Origin of the sequence: Hymenobacter sp. PAMC 26628 (assembly GCF_001562275.1) — a bacterium.
Lineage (GTDB): Bacteria > Bacteroidota > Bacteroidia > Cytophagales > Hymenobacteraceae > Hymenobacter.
Map to the genome: position 1 here is coordinate 451,071 of NZ_CP014304.1, position 16,439 is coordinate 467,509.

The following is a 16,439-nucleotide window of genomic DNA, read 5'->3' on the forward strand; positions in this document are numbered from 1 at the left end:
CGGACGAAAGAGAAGGCTTTGAAGCCCAAGCTCGTTTTACCCGCCGCCGGTCTAAAATGTTGCCTTATAGGTTCTTTGCCCGTAGTGCGGGAAAGCCAACGTGAACATTCGGGGGCCCCTGGCTTGTTACCGGTCAGCGGACCGCTGCGGGGCCCCGCGCCGCCTGTTTTTTCCAACCCTGCAAATACTCTTCTAAATGAAAGTTGAAATCTGGTCCGATGTGGTGTGCCCGTTCTGCTACATCGGCAAGCGCCGGTTTGAGGACGGCCTCCGGCAATTTGGCCACCCCGAGGCGGTGGAGGTGGTGTGGCGCAGCTTCGAGCTGACGCCCGATTTTCAGCCCGTACCCGGCCAAAACATCCATGAGTCGCTGGCCGCCAAAAAAGGCGTGTCGCCCGCCGAAGGCCGCCGCATGAGCGACCACATGGCGGGCATCGCCCAGGAGGTGGGCCTGGCCTACGACTTCGAGCACACCGTGCCGGCCAACACGTTTTTGGCCCACCAGCTCGTGCACCTGGGGGCCCACCACGGCCGGCAAGACGCCACCAAGGAGCGCCTCATGGCCGCCTACTACACGGAGGGCCGCGACCTGAACGCCGTGGAAACCCTGGCCGCACTGGGCACCGAAGTGGGCCTCGACGCCGATGAAATCCGCCAAGCGCTGGCCGCCGGCACCTACGCCGAAGCCGTGCGCTACGACGAGTACCAGGCCCAGCAAATTGGGGTGCGCGGCGTGCCGTTCTTCGTGTTCGAAGACAAATACGCCGTGTCGGGGGCCCAGCCCGCCGAGCTGTTTGCCGAGGTGCTGGGCAAGGTGTGGGACGAGGCCCAGGCCGCCAAGCCCCAGCTGGTGGCCGTGGCCGGCCAGGCCGACGGCCCCGCCTGTGGCCCCGACGGCTGCGACTAGCGCCGTCGCCCCGGCTTGCGAGCTGCTCATAAAACGGGCCCCGCCACTACTGGCGGGGCCCGTTTGGCGCTGGGGGCCCTGGGGGCGGGGCTGCGGCTTCACCTCGCCATCACTTGGCTGGGGCCCCCGCGCGGGGCCAACGGCCCATTTCCTTGGTAGCTTTCCCGCATGAACGCACATTTTTCCCGGAATTGGGCCCTGGCGCTGCTCGCGGGTGGTGGCCTGCTGGCGCTGGGGGCCGCCCGGCCCCGCCCGGTCGACGAGAGCATCCTCCAGCGGCTGGCCCGCCAGGTGAGCGAATACTACGCCACCGTGCTGCCCGAAAAAGCCTACCTCCACCTCGACAAACCCGTGTACGCCACCGGCGAAACCATCTGGTTCAGCGCCTACGTGGTGGACGGCCTGCGCCACCAGGCCGACTCGCTGAGCAAGGTGCTGTACGTCGATTTGGTGTCGCCCGAGCAAAAAATTGTGGCCCGGCGCACCCTGCGCCTGCAAGGCGGCCGCGCCTACGGCGACCTCGATGTGGCCGACACGCTGGCCGCTGGCACCTACCAGCTGCGCGCCTACACCAACTGGATGCGCAACGCCGGCGACGACTTCGTGTACAGCCGCCGCTTGCAGGTGTGGGCCGCCTCGCCCTACACCGCTAACGCCCCGCCGCCCCCCGCCGTGCGCCGGCCCGCCGCCGGGGCCCCCGCCGTGCCCGCGGGCCGGCCCGACGTGCAGTTCTTCCCCGAGGGCGGGGCCCTGGTGGCCGGCCTGCCCACCGTGGTGGCCTGCAAGGCGGTAGACGCCAACGGCCGCGGCGTGGACATCAAGGCCCAGATAGTGGACGACCGCAACGCGGCCGTGGTGCCCAATTTCGCCACCACCCACCTGGGCATGGGGCACTTCACTTTCACGCCCGCCGCTGGCCAGCACTACCGCGCCCGTGTGGCCTTACCCGGCGGCACCACTGCCGACTACGCCCTGCCCGCCGTGCAGGCCAGCGGCTACGCCCTGCGCGTGACCGATGCCGGCGCCGACTACGCGGTGGAAGCCCACTACCAAGGCCCCGCCGGGGCCCCCGTGCCCGGCCCGGTAATGCTGCTGACGGAGGTGCGCGGCTTCCTGGTGTACATGGCCCCGCGCCCCATCGGCGCGGCTCCTGCCACCTGGAAGGTATCGAAGGCGCGCTACCCGAATGGCATCCTGCACCTGACGCTGGTGGATGCCCAGGGCACGCCGCAGGCCGAGCGCCTGGCCTTCGTGCAAAACGGCCCGGCCGCGCTGCCCGCCGCCCTCACCCCCGATAAAACCAGCCCCTACGGCCTGCGGGCCCCGGTGCAGATGAAGGTGCGCGTGGCCGACGCCGCCGGCCAGCCCCTGGCCGCCACGCGGTTGTCGGTGTCGGTGGTCGAAACGGCCCTGGCCAACCTCGACCCCACCGCCGAAACCATTGCCTCGAACCTGCTGCTGACCTCCGACCTGGCGGGCTACGTGGAGGGCCCCGGCTACTACTTTCAAAACCCCACCGCCGAAACCGCCCGCGCCCTCGACGACCTGCTGCTGACGCAGGGCTGGCGGCGCTTCGTGTGGAAAAATGTGGTGAGCGGCCAGGCCGTCTCCCTCGAATACCCCGCCGACCAGGCCCTGGCCCTGGGCGGGCAGGTGCTGAGCGAGCACGGCTACCGCCCCATCCCCAACAGCCAGCTCACGTTCGTCGAAACCCGGCCCATTCGGCAGGTCACCACCGGCGTCACCAACGCCGCCGGCCGCTTCCGCTTCGTGGGCTTCGATGGGCGCGATACGGCCATTGTGACCTTGCAGGCCCGGCGCGCGCAGGGCGGCTCCAACGTGGTTATTCGGCCCGATACGGGGCCCTCGGTGGAAAACCTGCGGCTGCCGCCGCTGCCCACGCCGCCGGCCCCGGTCGCGGATTTTGTGAAGCGCAGCCGCCAGCAGCAGGCCGACGAGCACGAGATGGACCCCTCGCGGCACCCCGCCGGCATGGTGGCCCGCAACATCCTGCTCGACAACGTGGCCGTAACGGCCAAGCGCGTGGCCGTGCCCCCCGACGACCCCCGCCGCCTCTACGGGGCCACGGGCGGCACCGTGGTTGATTTTGCCAACACGCCCGCGGCGCAGTCGGGCCTGAGCGTTTTCCAGGTGCTGCAAGGGCGCGTGGCCGGCCTCACCATCAGCGGCTCCCCGCCGAATATGCAAATCCAAATCCGCAACCAAGGCACGCCGCAGTTCATCCTCGACGGCATGCGGGTAGACGCCGACGTCATCAACACCCTCGTGTCGAGCGACATTCAGTCGGTGGAAGTCTTCAAGGGCAACGAGGGCGCCATCTTTGGTGGCAGTGGCGGCGTCATCGCCATCTACACCAAGCGCGCCGATCCCAAGTACAAGGGCGCCGACAAGGGCCCCGCCCCGGGCATCGCCACCGTGAAGCTGCCCGGCTACTACCAGGCCCGCGAGTTCTACGCGCCGCGTTACGGGGCCCCCACGCTCACGGCCCCGGGCCCCGACCCGCGCCGCACGTCCCTCTACTGGAACCCCACGGTGCGCACCGACGCCGCCGGCGAGGCCACGCTTACCTTCTTCACCGCCGACGTCAGCGGTACCTTCCGCGCTACCGTCGAGGGCATCACGGCCACCGGCCAGCCCGTGCGCGGCACCGCCACCGTGACGGTGCAGGGCAAGTAGCGCCGAACGACAGGCAAAAAGAGAGGCCCTGCGCACGTGCGCAGGGCCTCTCTTTTTTAGGGGCCTGGTGAAAATTATTTCTTCGCGCCGGGCTTCACGGCGGCGTTTTTGCCCATGGCTTGGGGCAGGCTGCTGGCCGTAGCCGTGCCCTGGTTGGCTGCCTTGAGAGTCGAACTGGAGCGCGAAGCGCGGTTGGCGCCCGTGGCGGGGGCCGTGTTCACTTTCTGGCCGGGCTTCACGCCGGCGTTTACCGGGCCGTTGGGAGCCGCCGTCACGGGGTCGCCCGTCACGGGCTTATGGTTGGTGGGCCCCGCTTTGCCCTGGGCCGAGCCCGGCGCTTGCGCCGAAGCGGTGGTGATGCCGGCCGCCAGCGCGGCCAGAAAAAGGAGCTTTTTCATAAAACAGGAAGGAGAGAGAGCGTGGAAAAGAACAACACTTTTCGCGGCATTTTGGCCCGCCCCGCGCCGGGTTTTTTGTACGCCTACGCCCCCATTGTTCAGCTTCGGTTGGCGGTGAGCCGCAGGGGCGGATACGCCAATAAAAATCCCGGCTTGGTAAGCACCAAGCCGGGATTTAGTAAGCTCTCAAGCGCTGGAAGCCTAGCTGGCCTTGTTGAAAACGGCCGCTTCCAGCCGTTGAAAACGCGCTTCGTAGGCGGTGAGGATTGGGAATTTGCGCTCCAGCTCATCTGTGCGGTTCGCGTTGTAGCTCATCATTTCCAGCATCTTCATCTGGGTTTGCAGCAGCTTATCCAGCCGCTCGCCTTGTTGCTCTATTCTAACTAACATTGCGTCCTGCCGCTCTTCCACCCGGGTTTGACGAGCATCAGATATTTTCAGAATGCCAATGATGTCGTCAATCTGGCCGCTCTGCCGGTCCATTTGTTCGGCCTGCCGATCCATGCGGCGCAGCAGGTCGGCCAGCAGGGCCTCAATCTGTCCAAAACGCTCGTTGTAATCCATGGGTTAATTATTTTACACAAGGTAGCAAAATCTGGCTTTACGCCTCCACCAATTCGGCACTGCCGAGCTCGGCCAGCACCTTTTTGGCCTGCGGAATAGACTTCACTTCCTCGAACGTAATCACCAGCTGCTCTTTGCGTTCCTTCATGCTCGCGCTTCGGGCGTGGGTCTGCACGTAGTTGAGAATGTCGCCAAACTGGTCGCCCTGGAAGTACGCCTGGTGGTCGGGGCCCGCGGGCAGGTAGCCCTTCAGCGTGTCGCGCTTCAGCGTGAGCTTGGCGAAGCCCAGGCGGCCGGCCTGCCAGCGCAGGCGCACGAGGTCGGCGAGCTGCTCCACTTCGGCCGGCAGGGGCCCGAAGCGGTCCACCATGCTGGCCAGCAACTTGCGCAAAGCCTCAGGCTTTTCGGCCCTATCCAGCTTGGCGTAGAGCTGCAAGCGCTCCGACACGTTACTTACGTAGCGGTCCGGTATCAGCACCTGGCGGTCGGTTTCCACGCTGCACTCGTGGTTGCGGGCGGCCCCGGCGGCGGCTTGCAGGCGCTGGTTCGAGTCGCCCATGAACAGGTCTTTGAACTCGGTTTCCTTCAATTCACGCACCGCCTCGTCCAGGATCTGGTGGTAGGTTTCGTAGCCCAGGTCGTTGATGAAGCCGCTCTGCTCGCCGCCCAGCAGGTTGCCGGCCCCGCGAATGTCGAGGTCGCGCATGGCCACGTTGAAGCCCGCGCCCAAGTCCGAAAACTCCTCCAGCGTGCTCAGGCGCTTGCGGGCGTCGGCGGGCAGGTTGGCCACGGGCGGCGTCAGCAAGTAGCAGTAGGCCTTGCGGTTGGAGCGGCCCACGCGGCCCCGCATCTGGTGCAGGTCGCTCAGGCCGGCCAGGTGGGCCCGGTTGATGATGATGGTGTTGGCGTTCGGAATGTCGAGCCCGCTCTCGATGATGCTTGTGCTCACCAACACGTCGTATTCGCCCTCCACGAACTTCATCATGCGCTTTTCCAGCAGGTCACCTTCCATCTGGCCGTGGGCGTAGGTAATCTTGGCGTCCGGTACGAGGCGCAGAATCATGCCCGCCACTTCCTCGATGTCCTTGATGCGGTTGTGCACGAAAAACACCTGCCCGCCGCGCTTCAGCTCCCGCGCCACCGCGTCGCGAATCAGGATTTCATCATACACGTGCAGCTCGGTTTGCACCGGCTGGCGGTTGGGCGGCGGCGTGGCAATCACGCTCAAATCCCGGGCCCCCATCAGCGAAAAGTGCAGCGTCCGCGGAATCGGCGTGGCCGAGAGCGTGAGCGTGTCCACGTTCACCTTCAGCTCCTTCAGCTTGTCCTTGGTCTTTACACCGAACTTCTGCTCCTCGTCAATAATCAGCAGCCCGAGGTCTTTAAAAACGATGTCCTTATTAGTAAGTCGGTGCGTGCCGATGAGGATGTCGGTTTTGCCCTCCGCCACGCGCTGCAAGGTTTCCTTGATCTGCTTCGTGGTTTTGAAGCGGTTCACGTACTCCACCGTCACGGGCAGCGTGGCCAGCCGGTCGCGGAACGTCTTGTAGTGTTGCATCGCTAGGATGGTCGTCGGCACCAGCACCGCCGCCTGTTTGCCGTCGGCCACGGCCTTGAACGCCGCCCGAATCGCTACCTCCGTCTTGCCGAAGCCCACATCGCCGCACACCAAGCGGTCCATCGGGTGGGGCTGCTGCATGTCGTACTTCACGTCCTCGGTGGCCTTGGCCTGGTCGGGCGTATCCTCGTAAATGAAGCTCGATTCCAGCTCCGCTTGCATAAAGCCGTCGGCCGAAAAGGCGAAGCCCGGGGCCGTCTTGCGCTTGGCGTACAGCCGGATGAGGTCGGCCGCGATGTCCTTCACTTTCTTCTTGACGGCCTTCTTCTTGTTCTCCCACTCCGGCGAGCCCAGCTTGCTCATGCTGGGTGGGGACCCTTCGGCGCCGCTGTACTTGGCAATCTTGTGCAGCGCGTGGATGCTCACCGTCAGTACGTCGTCGTCGCGGTACACCAGCCGAATAGCTTCCTGAATCTGCCCGTTGATGTCCACCTGGGTCAGGCCCGCAAACCGGGCAATGCCATAGTCCTGATGCGTCACATAGTCACCGGGTTGCAAGGTCTTTAGCTCGCGCAGCGTCAGCGCCTTCTTCTTTGAGAACTTCTTGGTTTCCTGGGCCCTATAGTAGCGCTCAAACAGCTGGTGGTCCGTGTACACGGCCAGGCCCATCTGCTCGTCCACGTAGCCCTCGCGCAGGGCCAGCAGCAGGTGCTGGAACTGCACGTTGTTGTCAATCTCGTCGAAAATCGTGCGCAGCCGGTCGGCCTGCCGCACCGTGTCGGCGGCGATAATTGTGGTGAAGTCGCGCACCTGGTTCTCGCGCAGGTTCTTCGCCATCCGCGGAAATTCCTTGTTGAAGCTCGGCTGCGGCTTGGCCGCGAACTGAAACGCGTCGGCGTTCTTGAAGTGGAACCGCTTACCGAATTCCACCACCGCGAACCCGTCGAGCGACTTCTTGAAGTTCTTGCCCGACTCGAACAAGTCAGCCGGCTTGCTCACGATTTGCATCCCGCCGCCCTCGCCCAGCATCGCCTGGAAATTGGCTTCCGCGCGCTCGAATAAGTCCGTCACCACGTCCAGCGTCTGGCGCACGTCCTTCAGCCACAGGCAGGCCGTGGGGGGCAAGAACTCAAAAAACGCCTCCCGCTTTTCCTGCAACAGCTTGGTCTGCACGTTGGGAATGATGCTCACCTGCGGCCGCGGCTCCACCGATAGCTGCGTTTCGGGGTTAAACGTGCGGATGCTCTCAATCTCGTCGCCAAATAACTCCAGCCGAAACGGCAGCTCGTTGGCGTAGCTGAACACGTCCACGATGCCGCCGCGCACGGCGTACTGCCCGGCCTCGTACACAAAATCCGTCTTCTCAAAGTCGTACTCGCCCAGCAGCTCGCCCAGGAAATTCACGTCCAGCTTGTCGCCCGTTTTGGCCGTGAACGTGTTCTTCACCAGGCTCTGGCGGTTGATAACCTTCTCCGTGAGGGCCTCGGGATACGTGGCGATGAACACGCCCTGGCCCGCCGCCCCGCCGCGCACCGTGTTGAGGCGGTTCAGGGCCTCGGCGCGCATCAGCACGTTGGCGTTCTCGGTTTCGTCGAACTGGTAGGGCCGCTTGTACGAGCTGGGGAACAGCAGCGCCTCGCTGCCCTCGGGCAGCAAGTGCTGCAAATCGGCCAGGAAATACGCGGCTTCCTCCTTGTCGTGCAGCACGAATACGTGGGCGTGCTGTGGGTTGGCGGCCGCGGCGGCCACTACCGCATCCTGGCTGCCCACGAGGCCACGCAGGTGCAGGCGCACGCCGCCGGGGCCCGGCTTGGCGGCCTCGCGCAGGCGGGCCGCCAGGGTCTGAATTTCGGGCGAAAGGCGGTATAGACGCAGAAAATCAACTACTTGCACAACGATTGGGGCTAGGCAGAAACACGTAAAGCAGCCCGACCGGAACGCGTTCCGGCCGGGCTGGCCCCTGCAATACACCCGGGGGCCAGCGAAGGTTTCCGGGGCCCCCGCGGGCGGGCCGCGTAGCTTTGCGGCCCTTTTATCGTTAGTCAATTTTTAGTGCGCGGATCTTCTCACCTGGTCATCGGCCTCATCACGGGCGTGGCCATTGCGGGCCTGGCCCCGGGCGTGCCGGCGTCGCTGCCCGGCATTGCCCTGGCCGGCTTCTCGGCCCTGGCCCCCGACCTTGACCACCCCGAAAGCCGCCTGAGCCAGCGCCTGGGCTTCGCGCAGCACTACGTGCGCTGGGCCTTCGTGGCGGCGGCGCTGGTTATCGGGGCCTACAGCTACCTGCACCTGCACGTGGGCGGCGGGCAGCGGCTTTATTACCTCATTGCCTTGGGCTTTGGCTTGCTGGGGGCCGGCTTGCAGGGCGGCTCCACGCGGCGGCTGGCGCTGCTGTTCACGGGGCTGGGCACGGGCGTGGCGGGCCTCTACGCCGGGCAGGTGTGGCTGAGCCTGCTGGGGGCCTTCATCGCCCTGGCGCCCTTCACCAGCCACCGCTCCTGGACGCACACGGTGTGGGCCACCGCCTTCTGGACCTACGTCGGCTACCTGGCCGAGCACCACCTGGGCTGGCGCGGCGTGGCCCTGTTTGCGGGCGCTGGCTACGCCTCGCACCTCGTGGCCGATACCCTCACCAAAGCCGGCGTGCGCTGGCTATTTCCGCTGCTGGGGTACTCCTTTAAAGTCCCGCTCATCCGCACCGGCTCGCCCTCAGGCAACGTGCTCGAGGTGAGTATTTGCGCGGGTTACGCGCTGTTAGTGCTGGGGCTAATAATGGGCAAAATAGGATTTTAGATGTTATTTTCTGTGCTTCGGGTGTAAAAGAAACTGGCAATCGGTTGCATTAGTCGGCACGGGCTATTAGCTTCGCAGTGGATATGTGCAGAGAGGGCAGGAGTTAGGTGCCGATTTATACGTTATTTCTTCGTTATTAATTGGTTCTACCGGCCGGGGTTACGCTTAATTAGTCACTATAATTATTAATTAACGGCCCGCTGGGGCCCCAGTCGGCCCGGTTCTCGGCCGCCGGCTTTCCCCACTTACTTCTGAACTGCCCCGTTCCGCGCTGCCGCTTTGGTGAAGCGCGGCAGGGTCCTGTCCGCACATCTCACTTAAAACGTCTCTCATTTACTACTATTTTACCCCACCATCCGCATGAACCAGATGAATAGCCCCCTGATTCGCGTCGGCGTGTTCTACGACGGCAATTATTTTTTAAAAATCAGCGACTATTACTATTTCCAGCACGAGCGGAAGGCGCGGATCAGTCTCGAAGGGCTGCACGAATTTATTCGCCACCAAGTTGCGGAGGAAGAAGATGTAGATGTACGCTTGGCGCAAATCACCGATGCCCACTTTTTCCGGGGCCGCCTCTCCGCTACCGAGGCCCGCGACAAAGACCGCCTGTTCCACGACCGCCTGCTCGACGATATTTTGATGAACCTGGGCGTGAGCACCCACTACATGCCCCTGAAAACCCGCGACGGCCGCCTGCAGGAAAAAGGCATCGACGTGTGGCTCTCGCTGGAGGCCCTGGAGCTGGCCCTGCACAAAACCCTCGATGTGGTGGTGCTCATCGCCGGTGATTCGGACTACGTGCCCCTGATCCGCAAGCTCAACACCGTGGGCACCCGCGTGATGCTGCTGAACTGGGACTTCAAGTACGAGGACTTCAAGGGCGAAACCCGCGTGACGCGCGCCTCGCAGCAGCTGCTGGAGCAAGTGACCTACCCCGTGGCCATGCACGCCGTAATTGACCGCGGCCTGACCGCCCAGGACGAAGTGGTGGAGGCCCTGTTCGTGAGCCAGTCGGAGCCGGCCGCGTTTGCGCCCAGCACCATGGCCACCGCTTCTGCCGCGCCCAAGCCCGCCCGCCCCAACGGCCCCACCGCCGCGGGCCCCGTGGGCACCACCGGCATGAGCACCATTAAGAACCTGAAAAATGGCTTTGGCTTCGTGGTGATGCCGCCCAACAACTTGTTCTTCAGCTACGCCGACCTCACCGAAGGCGACTTCAACGACCTGCGCGAGGGCGACTGGGTGGAGTTCACGGTGGGCCGCAACCACCGCGACGAGGATTGCGCCCGCAATGTGCGCAAAGTGACTGCCCCCCAGCTGTCGGAAACCGACGACTACGAGCCCGAGCCCGACCTGCAAACGGTGCCCGTCGAGCTGTAAGGCCCGCCGATTGCAAAAAGAAAAAGCGCCGCGGGGCCCCCGCGGCGCTTTTTTTGGGCCCCGGCGCGGGTGCAGGCTAGCGAATGTGGTCGGACTGGGGCCCCCGCAGCAAGTGCGCGAAGTCGCGCTTATCGGCCGGGTAGCGGTTAAAGGTGCCCAGGCCGCGGGCCACGGCCACGTCGGGGGCCCCGGCCACCACGCGGTACACCACGCAACTGCTCACCAGCAGGCGCTGGCCGGTGTGCTCCACGCGGCCCTCGGCGCGCAGCTCGTCGTGCAGGTGCACGGCGTGCAGGTAGTTCATCTTGAACTCGACGGTTGAAACCAGTTCCTGGGCGGTGAAGGCCAGCGTGAGGGCCGCCGCCCCGAGGGCGGCGTCCATGAGGCCGGCCAGCACGCCGCCGTGGCAAGTGTTGGGCGACGATAAATGCTCGGAGCGCACGCGCATCCGGTAGTCGGCTTGGCCGGGGCCCGGCACGTCCAGCGCCATGCCGTTGGCGCGGCCGTAGTGGTTGATTTGGTTGTAGACGGCCACCATGGCGGCGAGGTCGGGGAGGGGGGGCATGGCGGGAAAGCGGAAAAACAAACGCTACGGCTCCAGCAGCCCGGGCAACGCCCAGCGGCCCGCCGCGTACTACAAGGCCGTTTTGGCTGGCCGGGGCCCCGGGGCGGGGCGCAAAGATGCACCCGGGCCCCGGCTATCTTCGCACCGGCGGTGGCACCTTCACCTGTACTTCAATTAACCTTCCGACATGGCATCCTTCGATATCGTGAGCAAAGTGGACCCGCAAACCCTCGAAAACGCGGTGAACACGGCCCAAAAAGAACTCCTGACCCGCTACGACCTGCGCGACACCAAGGGCGGCATCGAGCTCAACAAGAAAGAAAACACCATCCTGCTTTCCTCGGAAAACTCGATGCGCGTGAAGGCCCTCGAAGACATTTTGCTGGGCCGCGTGGTGAAGCAGGGCATCGACGGCACCAGCCTCGACTTCACGGCCGACGAGCAGCCCAGCGGCCAGCTCATCAAAAAAACCATCAAGGTGCGCGCCGGCGTGGACAAGGATTTTGGCCGCAAAATCATCAAGGCCATCAAAGACGCCAAGGTGAAGGTGGAGGCCCAGATGCAGGACGACCAAGTGCGCGTGACGGCCAAGAAAATCGACGACTTGCAGGCCGCCATTGCCGTGCTGCGCCGCGCCGACATTGGCCTGCCGCTGCAGTTCGTGAACATGAAGAGCTAAGAAAGGTGAAAATGAGGTGATGTGGGAATGTGAAAAATAGCCCATCTGCTTAATTTTTTATTTCTCACGTTTTCCCGTTCTTCCATCTTCGCATTTAATTTATGTACGATTTTTCCGCCTTTGGGCAACTACAAACCTGGATTAGCCTGCTGACCCTCACGTTCATGGAAATCGTGCTGGGCATCGACAACATCATCTTCATTTCCATCGTCGTGAACCTGCTGCCCCGCGAGCAGCAGCCCCGGGGGCGCACCATCGGCCTGTTGCTGGCTTTGGTGTTCCGCATCGCCCTGCTCACCAGCATCTCGTGGCTCGTGAGCCTACGGGCCCCGCTTTTCACGCTACCCATCCAGACGGCCGAGGGCCCCTTCGGCGTCACGGGCCGCGACCTGATTTTGATGACCGGGGGCCTGTTCTTGCTTTATAAAAGCATTGTGGAGATTTACGAAAAGCTGCAAGGCCACGACGAAGACAGCTCCGGCATGGGCAAGGCCGGTACCACCATGGCGGGCGTCATCGTGCAAATCGTCATCATCGACATCGTGTTCAGCTTCGACTCTATCCTCACGGCTGTGGGTTTGGTGAGCAACGTGCTGGTGATGATTGCGGCCGTGGTTTGCGCCATGGGCATCATGCTGGCCTTTTCAGGCGTAGTGGCCGATTTTGTGAACCGCAACCCCAGCATTAAAGTGCTGGCCCTTTCGTTCCTGGTCATGATCGGGGCCATGCTGGTGCTCGAAGCCGCGCACCAGGAAATCCCCAAGGGCTACGTCTACTTCGCCATGTTCTTTTCGCTGGTAGTGGAGCTGCTGAACATGCGCATGCGCAAGAAAATGGACGCCGTGCAACTGCGCAACTCAGAGTACTAGTAACTAATTACCTGCGCAACGCGCGAAAGCGGTGGGGCCCCGGGCGGGCGCCACCGCTTTTTTTAGGCGATGGCTAAGGCTCCCACGGCGGCCGTTTGGCCCAGCACGCGCTGCTGGGCCAGGGCCAGCAGGCGGCGGTTCAGCTCGGGGCGTTGGGTGCGGTAATAGGCGTATTCGGCGGCCGTGAACAGGGCCGTAACGAGGCCGATGACGGTAGCGCGCAGCTTGGTGTTGCGGCTCAGTAGCTCGGTGAGTAGGCGCTGCTGGGTGGTGGCATCGGCGGTGTCCAGGGCAATGTGGTGGTCGCGCACGAAGTCGGCCACGGCGGCCAGCAGCAGCTCGTTTTGCAGCTTCAGCACGGGGCGCAGCGTGGCGTGGAGGAAGTCGCCCACGGTGTCGGTGGCGGCGTCGGCGGGCGTTTCGGTGGGCACCAGGGGGCGCAGGGCGCGGAGTTGGTCGTCGGGGCGAAGGAAATCGGGCATGGGGTTTAGTTGCTTGTTGCTAGTTGTCTGTTGTCAGGCCGTTCACTAGCTAACAGTAAACCGCTAACAACTGATAACGCACAACGGCCAACTAAAACCCAATAGGCTACACCACGCCCAGCTTCACCAGTACGTCCCAAAGCACCACGCCGGCCGCCACGCCCACGTTCAGCGAGTGCTTGGTGCCGAACTGCGGGATTTCTACGGCCACGTCGCACAGGGCCAGCACCGCGTCGTCTACACCGAATACTTCGTTGCCCAGCACCAGCGCCAGCGGCCGGCCCGGCGCGGGCTGGAACTGCGGCAGCGGCACGCTGCCCGTGGTTTGCTCCACGGCCACCACCTGGTAGCCGGCTGCTTTTAGGGCCCCCACGGCGTCGGTCGTTTCGGCGGCGTATTCCCAGGCCACGGCGGCCTCGCTACCCAAGGCCGTTTTGGTGATTTCGCGGTGCGGCGGCCGCCCAGTGATGCCGCAGAGCCAGATTTTTTCGAGCGCAAACGCATCCGCGGTGCGGAATACGGCGCCCACGTTATGCAGGCTGCGCACGTTGTCCATCACCAAAACCACGGGGCTTTTGGGCGTACTTTTGAAGTCGGCCACCGCCACGCGGTTCAGCTCGGCCATGGTAAGTTTTCGCATGGCCAAAGGTAGGAACGTGCCGCGGCGCGTTTCGCGTTGGGGCCCTGGTGCCCCACCTTGTTGGGGCCCTGCGCCCCGTGCCGCGCCCGTAATTGCCGTTTCCCCACCGCCCGAAGCCCCGGCTTCGCGCCCCAGGTCTTTTCGCCTTGTCCGCTCCCAAAAAAGAATTCGTCATCAAGTCCGTGGGCCCCGACCACTTCACCGCCGCGCCGGTGATTGACACGCCCCTGATGAAGCAGTACTACCAGCTCAAAACCCAGTACCCGGGCGCGGTGCTGCTGTTTCGGGTGGGCGACTTCTACGAAACCTTTGGCGAAGACGCCGTTACGGCCAGCCGCATCCTCGACATCACGCTCACCAAGCGCGGGGGCGGCACGCCCAGCGAAGTGCCGCTGGCCGGTTTCCCGCACCACTCGCTCGACACGTACCTGCCCAAGCTGGTGCGCGCCGGCCAGCGCGTGGCCATCTGCGACCAGCTCGAAGACCCCAAGCAGGCCAAAGGCTTGGTGAAAAGAGGCATCACCGAGTTGGTGACGCCCGGCGTGAGCCTGCACGACAACGTACTGGAGCGCCGCGCCAACAACTACTTGGCGGCCATTCACTTCGGCAAAGCTGAGGCCGGAATTTCCTTCCTCGACATCAGCACCGGCGAGTTTCTGGTGGCCCAGGGCGACGTGGGCTACCTCGGCAAGCTGCTGCAAAACTTCGGGCCCGCCGAGGTGCTGTTTTGCAAGCAAAGCCGCGGCGATTTTGAGCGGCATTTTGGCCCCGATTTCTGCACGTATGCCCTCGACGAGTGGGTGTTTGGGCCCGACTACGCCCACGACACGCTCACGCGCCACTTCCGCACCACCTCGCTCAAGGGTTTTGGGGTCGATAACCTGAAGGAGGGCGTCATCGCCGCCGGCTGCATCCTGCACTACCTGGCCGAAACCAAGCACGCCAACCTCAGCCACATTGCCAGCCTGGGCCGCCTGGAGGAGGACAAGTACGTGTGGCTCGACCGCTTCACGGTGCGCAACCTGGAACTGATCCAGGCCCAGCACCCCGGCGGCGTGCCCCTCATTGACATTTTGGACCAAACGCTGACGCCGATGGGGGCCCGGCTGTTGCGCAAATGGGTGGTGCTGCCGCTGAAGGAAGTAGGCCAGATCCAGCGCCGCCTCGACACCGTGGGAGCCCTGGTGGCCGACGAAGACCTGCTGGCCGACCTCACCCAGCACCTGCGCCAAATCAACGACCTGGAGCGCCTCATCAGCAAAGTGGCCGTACGCCGCGTGAACCCCCGCGAGCTGCTGCAGCTGGCCAGGGCCCTGGAAGCCGTGGAGCCCATGCGCGCCCGGCTGGCCGCGTCCGGCGTGCGAGCCCTGGAGAAACTGGCCGACCAGCTCAACCCCTGCCTGGCCCTGCGCAAGGAAATCCAGGCCAAAATCAAGCCCGACGCGCCCTTGCTCACCAACCAGGGCGGCGTGCTGAACGACGGCGTGGACGCCGAGCTGGACGAACTGCGCGGCCTGGCCTTTTCGGGCAAGGATTACCTTTTGCAGCTGCAAGCCCGCGAGCAGCGCAACACCGGCATCTCGTCGCTGAAAGTGGCTTATAACAAGGTGTTTGGCTATTATCTGGAGGTTACGAACGCCCACAAAGACAAGGTGCCCGCCGCCTGGATTCGCAAGCAGACGCTGGTGAACGCCGAGCGCTACGTGACCGAGGAGCTGAAAACCTACGAGGAGAAAATCCTTCACGCCGAAGAACAGTTATTTGTCATCGAGCAGCGCATCTACACCGATTTGGTGCTGAGCGCGCTCGATTTCGTGCCCCAGATTCAGCAGAACGCCCGGGCCATTGGCGTGATGGACTGCCTGGCCAGCTTCGCCCTTACGGCCCGCCAGCACCGCTACGTGCGGCCCGTGGTGAACGACGGCACGGTGCTCGACATCAAGCAGGGCCGCCACCCGGTGATTGAGCGCCAGCTGCCGCCCGGCGAAAGCTACATCCCCAACGACATCTGCCTCGACCAGACCGACCAGCAGATTGTGGTGATTACGGGCCCCAACATGGCCGGCAAATCGGCCCTGCTGCGCCAAACGGCCCTCATCGTGCTGCTGGCCCAAATCGGTTCCTTCGTGCCCGCCGAAAGTGCCACGGTGGGCATCATCGACAAGATTTTCACCCGCGTGGGGGCTTCCGATAACCTGAGCAAGGGCGAAAGCACCTTCATGGTGGAGATGACTGAAACCGCTTCCATCCTCAACAACCTCTCCGACCGCAGCCTCGTGCTGATGGATGAAATTGGCAGAGGGACAAGTACTTACGACGGCATCAGCATCGCCTGGGCCATCGTGGAGCACCTGCACAACAACCCCAAAGCCAAGGCCAAAACCCTCTTCGCCACCCACTACCACGAGCTGAACCAGCTGGCCGACGACTGCCCCCGGGTGCGCAACTACAACGTGGCCGTGAAGGAAGCCGACGGCCGCATCCTGTTCCTGCGCAAGCTGCAGGCCGGCGGCTCTGAGCACAGCTTCGGCATTCACGTGGCGCGGCTGGCCGGCATGCCCACCGCCGTGGTGCTGCGGGCCAACGAAATCATGCACCACCTCGAAGTGGAGCGCACCAGCGCCGGCGCGGACGAGACAGGGGCCCCCACCGCATTCGACGCCGTGCTGGCGGGGCTCGACGAGGGCCCCCAGTCGGCCCAGCCCCGGCCCCGTGCCACCTCGGCCGTGGCCACCGCCCCGCGCGCCCAGCTTCAGCTGAGCATGTTCGAGCCCGGCGACCCGGCCCTGGAACGCCTGCGCGAGCTGCTCCAAAACCTCGACGTGAACACCCTCACGCCTATCGAAGCGCTGCTAAAACTGAACGAATTGAAGCTGACGCTGGGCCCCGCGTAAATTTTTCAGG

General features: G+C 64.1%; 13 protein-coding genes. 7 read left to right on the plus strand and 6 right to left on the minus strand.

Features of this window, described 5'->3' with window-relative positions; all coding sequences use genetic code 11:
- Window positions 1-196: 196 nt before the first annotated feature.
- Complete coding sequence (locus AXW84_RS02285) at window positions 197-907, plus strand: DsbA family oxidoreductase (RefSeq protein ID WP_068228068.1); 711 nt, start codon at window positions 197-199, stop codon at window positions 905-907.
- A gap of 168 nt (window positions 908-1,075) precedes the next feature.
- Window positions 1,076-3,604: a TonB-dependent receptor plug domain-containing protein gene (locus AXW84_RS02290; RefSeq protein ID WP_068228071.1), complete on the plus strand. Its 2,529-nt coding sequence runs from the start codon at window positions 1,076-1,078 to the stop codon at window positions 3,602-3,604.
- A gap of 74 nt (window positions 3,605-3,678) precedes the next feature.
- On the opposite strand, the gene AXW84_RS02295 is transcribed toward AXW84_RS02290, so the two are convergent.
- The 3 genes from AXW84_RS02295 to mfd form a co-directional block, all read right to left on the minus strand.
- Window positions 3,679-4,002, minus strand: coding sequence for a hypothetical protein (locus AXW84_RS02295; RefSeq protein ID WP_068228075.1), 324 nt, complete (start codon window positions 4,000-4,002; stop codon window positions 3,679-3,681).
- Between the two features lie 201 nt (window positions 4,003-4,203).
- Entirely contained in the window at window positions 4,204-4,566 is a 363-nt protein-coding gene (locus AXW84_RS02300) for a hypothetical protein (protein ID WP_068228078.1), read from the minus strand.
- A gap of 37 nt (window positions 4,567-4,603) precedes the next feature.
- Entirely contained in the window at window positions 4,604-8,017 is a 3,414-nt protein-coding gene (gene mfd / locus AXW84_RS02305) for a transcription-repair coupling factor (RefSeq protein WP_068228079.1), read from the minus strand.
- A 159-nt stretch (window positions 8,018-8,176) separates the two neighbouring features.
- Here mfd and AXW84_RS02310 point away from each other — a divergent pair, with 159 nt between their 5' ends.
- Window positions 8,177-8,917 (plus strand): metal-dependent hydrolase, encoded by a 741-nt coding sequence (locus tag AXW84_RS02310; RefSeq protein ID WP_068228080.1) that lies wholly within the window; start codon window positions 8,177-8,179, stop codon window positions 8,915-8,917.
- Between the two features lie 369 nt (window positions 8,918-9,286).
- Entirely contained in the window at window positions 9,287-10,300 is a 1,014-nt protein-coding gene (locus AXW84_RS02315) for an NYN domain-containing protein (RefSeq protein ID WP_335339480.1), read from the plus strand.
- 76 nt (window positions 10,301-10,376) lie between these two features.
- On the opposite strand, the gene AXW84_RS02320 is transcribed toward AXW84_RS02315, so the two are convergent.
- The gene (locus tag AXW84_RS02320) at window positions 10,377-10,865 is read right to left on the minus strand and encodes a PaaI family thioesterase (protein ID WP_068228092.1); all 489 of its coding nucleotides are present in this window, start codon (window positions 10,863-10,865) and stop codon (window positions 10,377-10,379) included.
- A gap of 187 nt (window positions 10,866-11,052) precedes the next feature.
- Here AXW84_RS02320 and AXW84_RS02325 point away from each other — a divergent pair, with 187 nt between their 5' ends.
- A complete protein-coding gene (locus AXW84_RS02325) occupies window positions 11,053-11,544 on the plus strand; it encodes a YajQ family cyclic di-GMP-binding protein (protein WP_068228095.1) in 492 nt (163 codons plus the stop codon).
- Window positions 11,545-11,645: 101 nt separating this feature from the next.
- Window positions 11,646-12,413, plus strand: a complete 768-nt coding sequence (locus tag AXW84_RS02330) for a TerC family protein (RefSeq protein ID WP_068228098.1) — start codon at window positions 11,646-11,648, stop codon at window positions 12,411-12,413.
- Between the two features lie 62 nt (window positions 12,414-12,475).
- On the opposite strand, the gene AXW84_RS02335 is transcribed toward AXW84_RS02330, so the two are convergent.
- Together AXW84_RS02335 and AXW84_RS02340 are read right to left on the minus strand one after the other, a co-directional pair.
- Window positions 12,476-12,895 carry a hypothetical protein gene (locus AXW84_RS02335; RefSeq protein ID WP_068228108.1) on the minus strand — a complete coding sequence of 140 codons (420 nt, stop codon included), beginning with the start codon at window positions 12,893-12,895 and terminating at the stop codon, window positions 12,476-12,478.
- Between the two features lie 106 nt (window positions 12,896-13,001).
- On the minus strand, window positions 13,002-13,535 hold the full coding sequence (locus AXW84_RS02340) for an RNA methyltransferase (protein ID WP_068228113.1): 534 nt from the start codon (window positions 13,533-13,535) through the stop codon (window positions 13,002-13,004).
- Window positions 13,536-13,765: 230 nt separating this feature from the next.
- Here AXW84_RS02340 and mutS point away from each other — a divergent pair, with 230 nt between their 5' ends.
- Window positions 13,766-16,429 (plus strand): DNA mismatch repair protein MutS, encoded by a 2,664-nt coding sequence (gene mutS, locus AXW84_RS02345; RefSeq protein ID WP_068238837.1) that lies wholly within the window; start codon window positions 13,766-13,768, stop codon window positions 16,427-16,429.
- The last annotated feature ends 10 nt before the right edge of the window (window positions 16,430-16,439 follow it).

Excerpts from the sequence above, each read along its gene's own strand:
- AXW84_RS02285 (WP_068228068.1), top strand. The coding sequence starts at position 197 with ATGAAAGTTGAAATCTGGTCCGATGTGGTGTGCCCGTTCTGCTACATC.
- AXW84_RS02290 (WP_068228071.1), top strand. The coding sequence starts at position 1,076 with ATGAACGCACATTTTTCCCGGAATTGGGCCCTGGCGCTGCTCGCGGGT.
- AXW84_RS02295 (WP_068228075.1), bottom strand. The coding sequence starts at position 4,002 with ATGAAAAAGCTCCTTTTTCTGGCCGCGCTGGCGGCCGGCATCACCACC.
- AXW84_RS02300 (WP_068228078.1), bottom strand. The coding sequence starts at position 4,566 with ATGGATTACAACGAGCGTTTTGGACAGATTGAGGCCCTGCTGGCCGAC.
- AXW84_RS02315 (WP_335339480.1), top strand. The coding sequence starts at position 9,287 with ATGAATAGCCCCCTGATTCGCGTCGGCGTGTTCTACGACGGCAATTAT.
- AXW84_RS02320 (WP_068228092.1), bottom strand. The coding sequence starts at position 10,865 with ATGCCCCCCCTCCCCGACCTCGCCGCCATGGTGGCCGTCTACAACCAA.
- AXW84_RS02325 (WP_068228095.1), top strand. The coding sequence starts at position 11,053 with ATGGCATCCTTCGATATCGTGAGCAAAGTGGACCCGCAAACCCTCGAA.
- AXW84_RS02330 (WP_068228098.1), top strand. The coding sequence starts at position 11,646 with ATGTACGATTTTTCCGCCTTTGGGCAACTACAAACCTGGATTAGCCTG.
- AXW84_RS02335 (WP_068228108.1), bottom strand. The coding sequence starts at position 12,895 with ATGCCCGATTTCCTTCGCCCCGACGACCAACTCCGCGCCCTGCGCCCC.
- AXW84_RS02340 (WP_068228113.1), bottom strand. The coding sequence starts at position 13,535 with ATGCGAAAACTTACCATGGCCGAGCTGAACCGCGTGGCGGTGGCCGAC.
- mutS (WP_068238837.1), top strand. The coding sequence starts at position 13,766 with ATGAAGCAGTACTACCAGCTCAAAACCCAGTACCCGGGCGCGGTGCTG.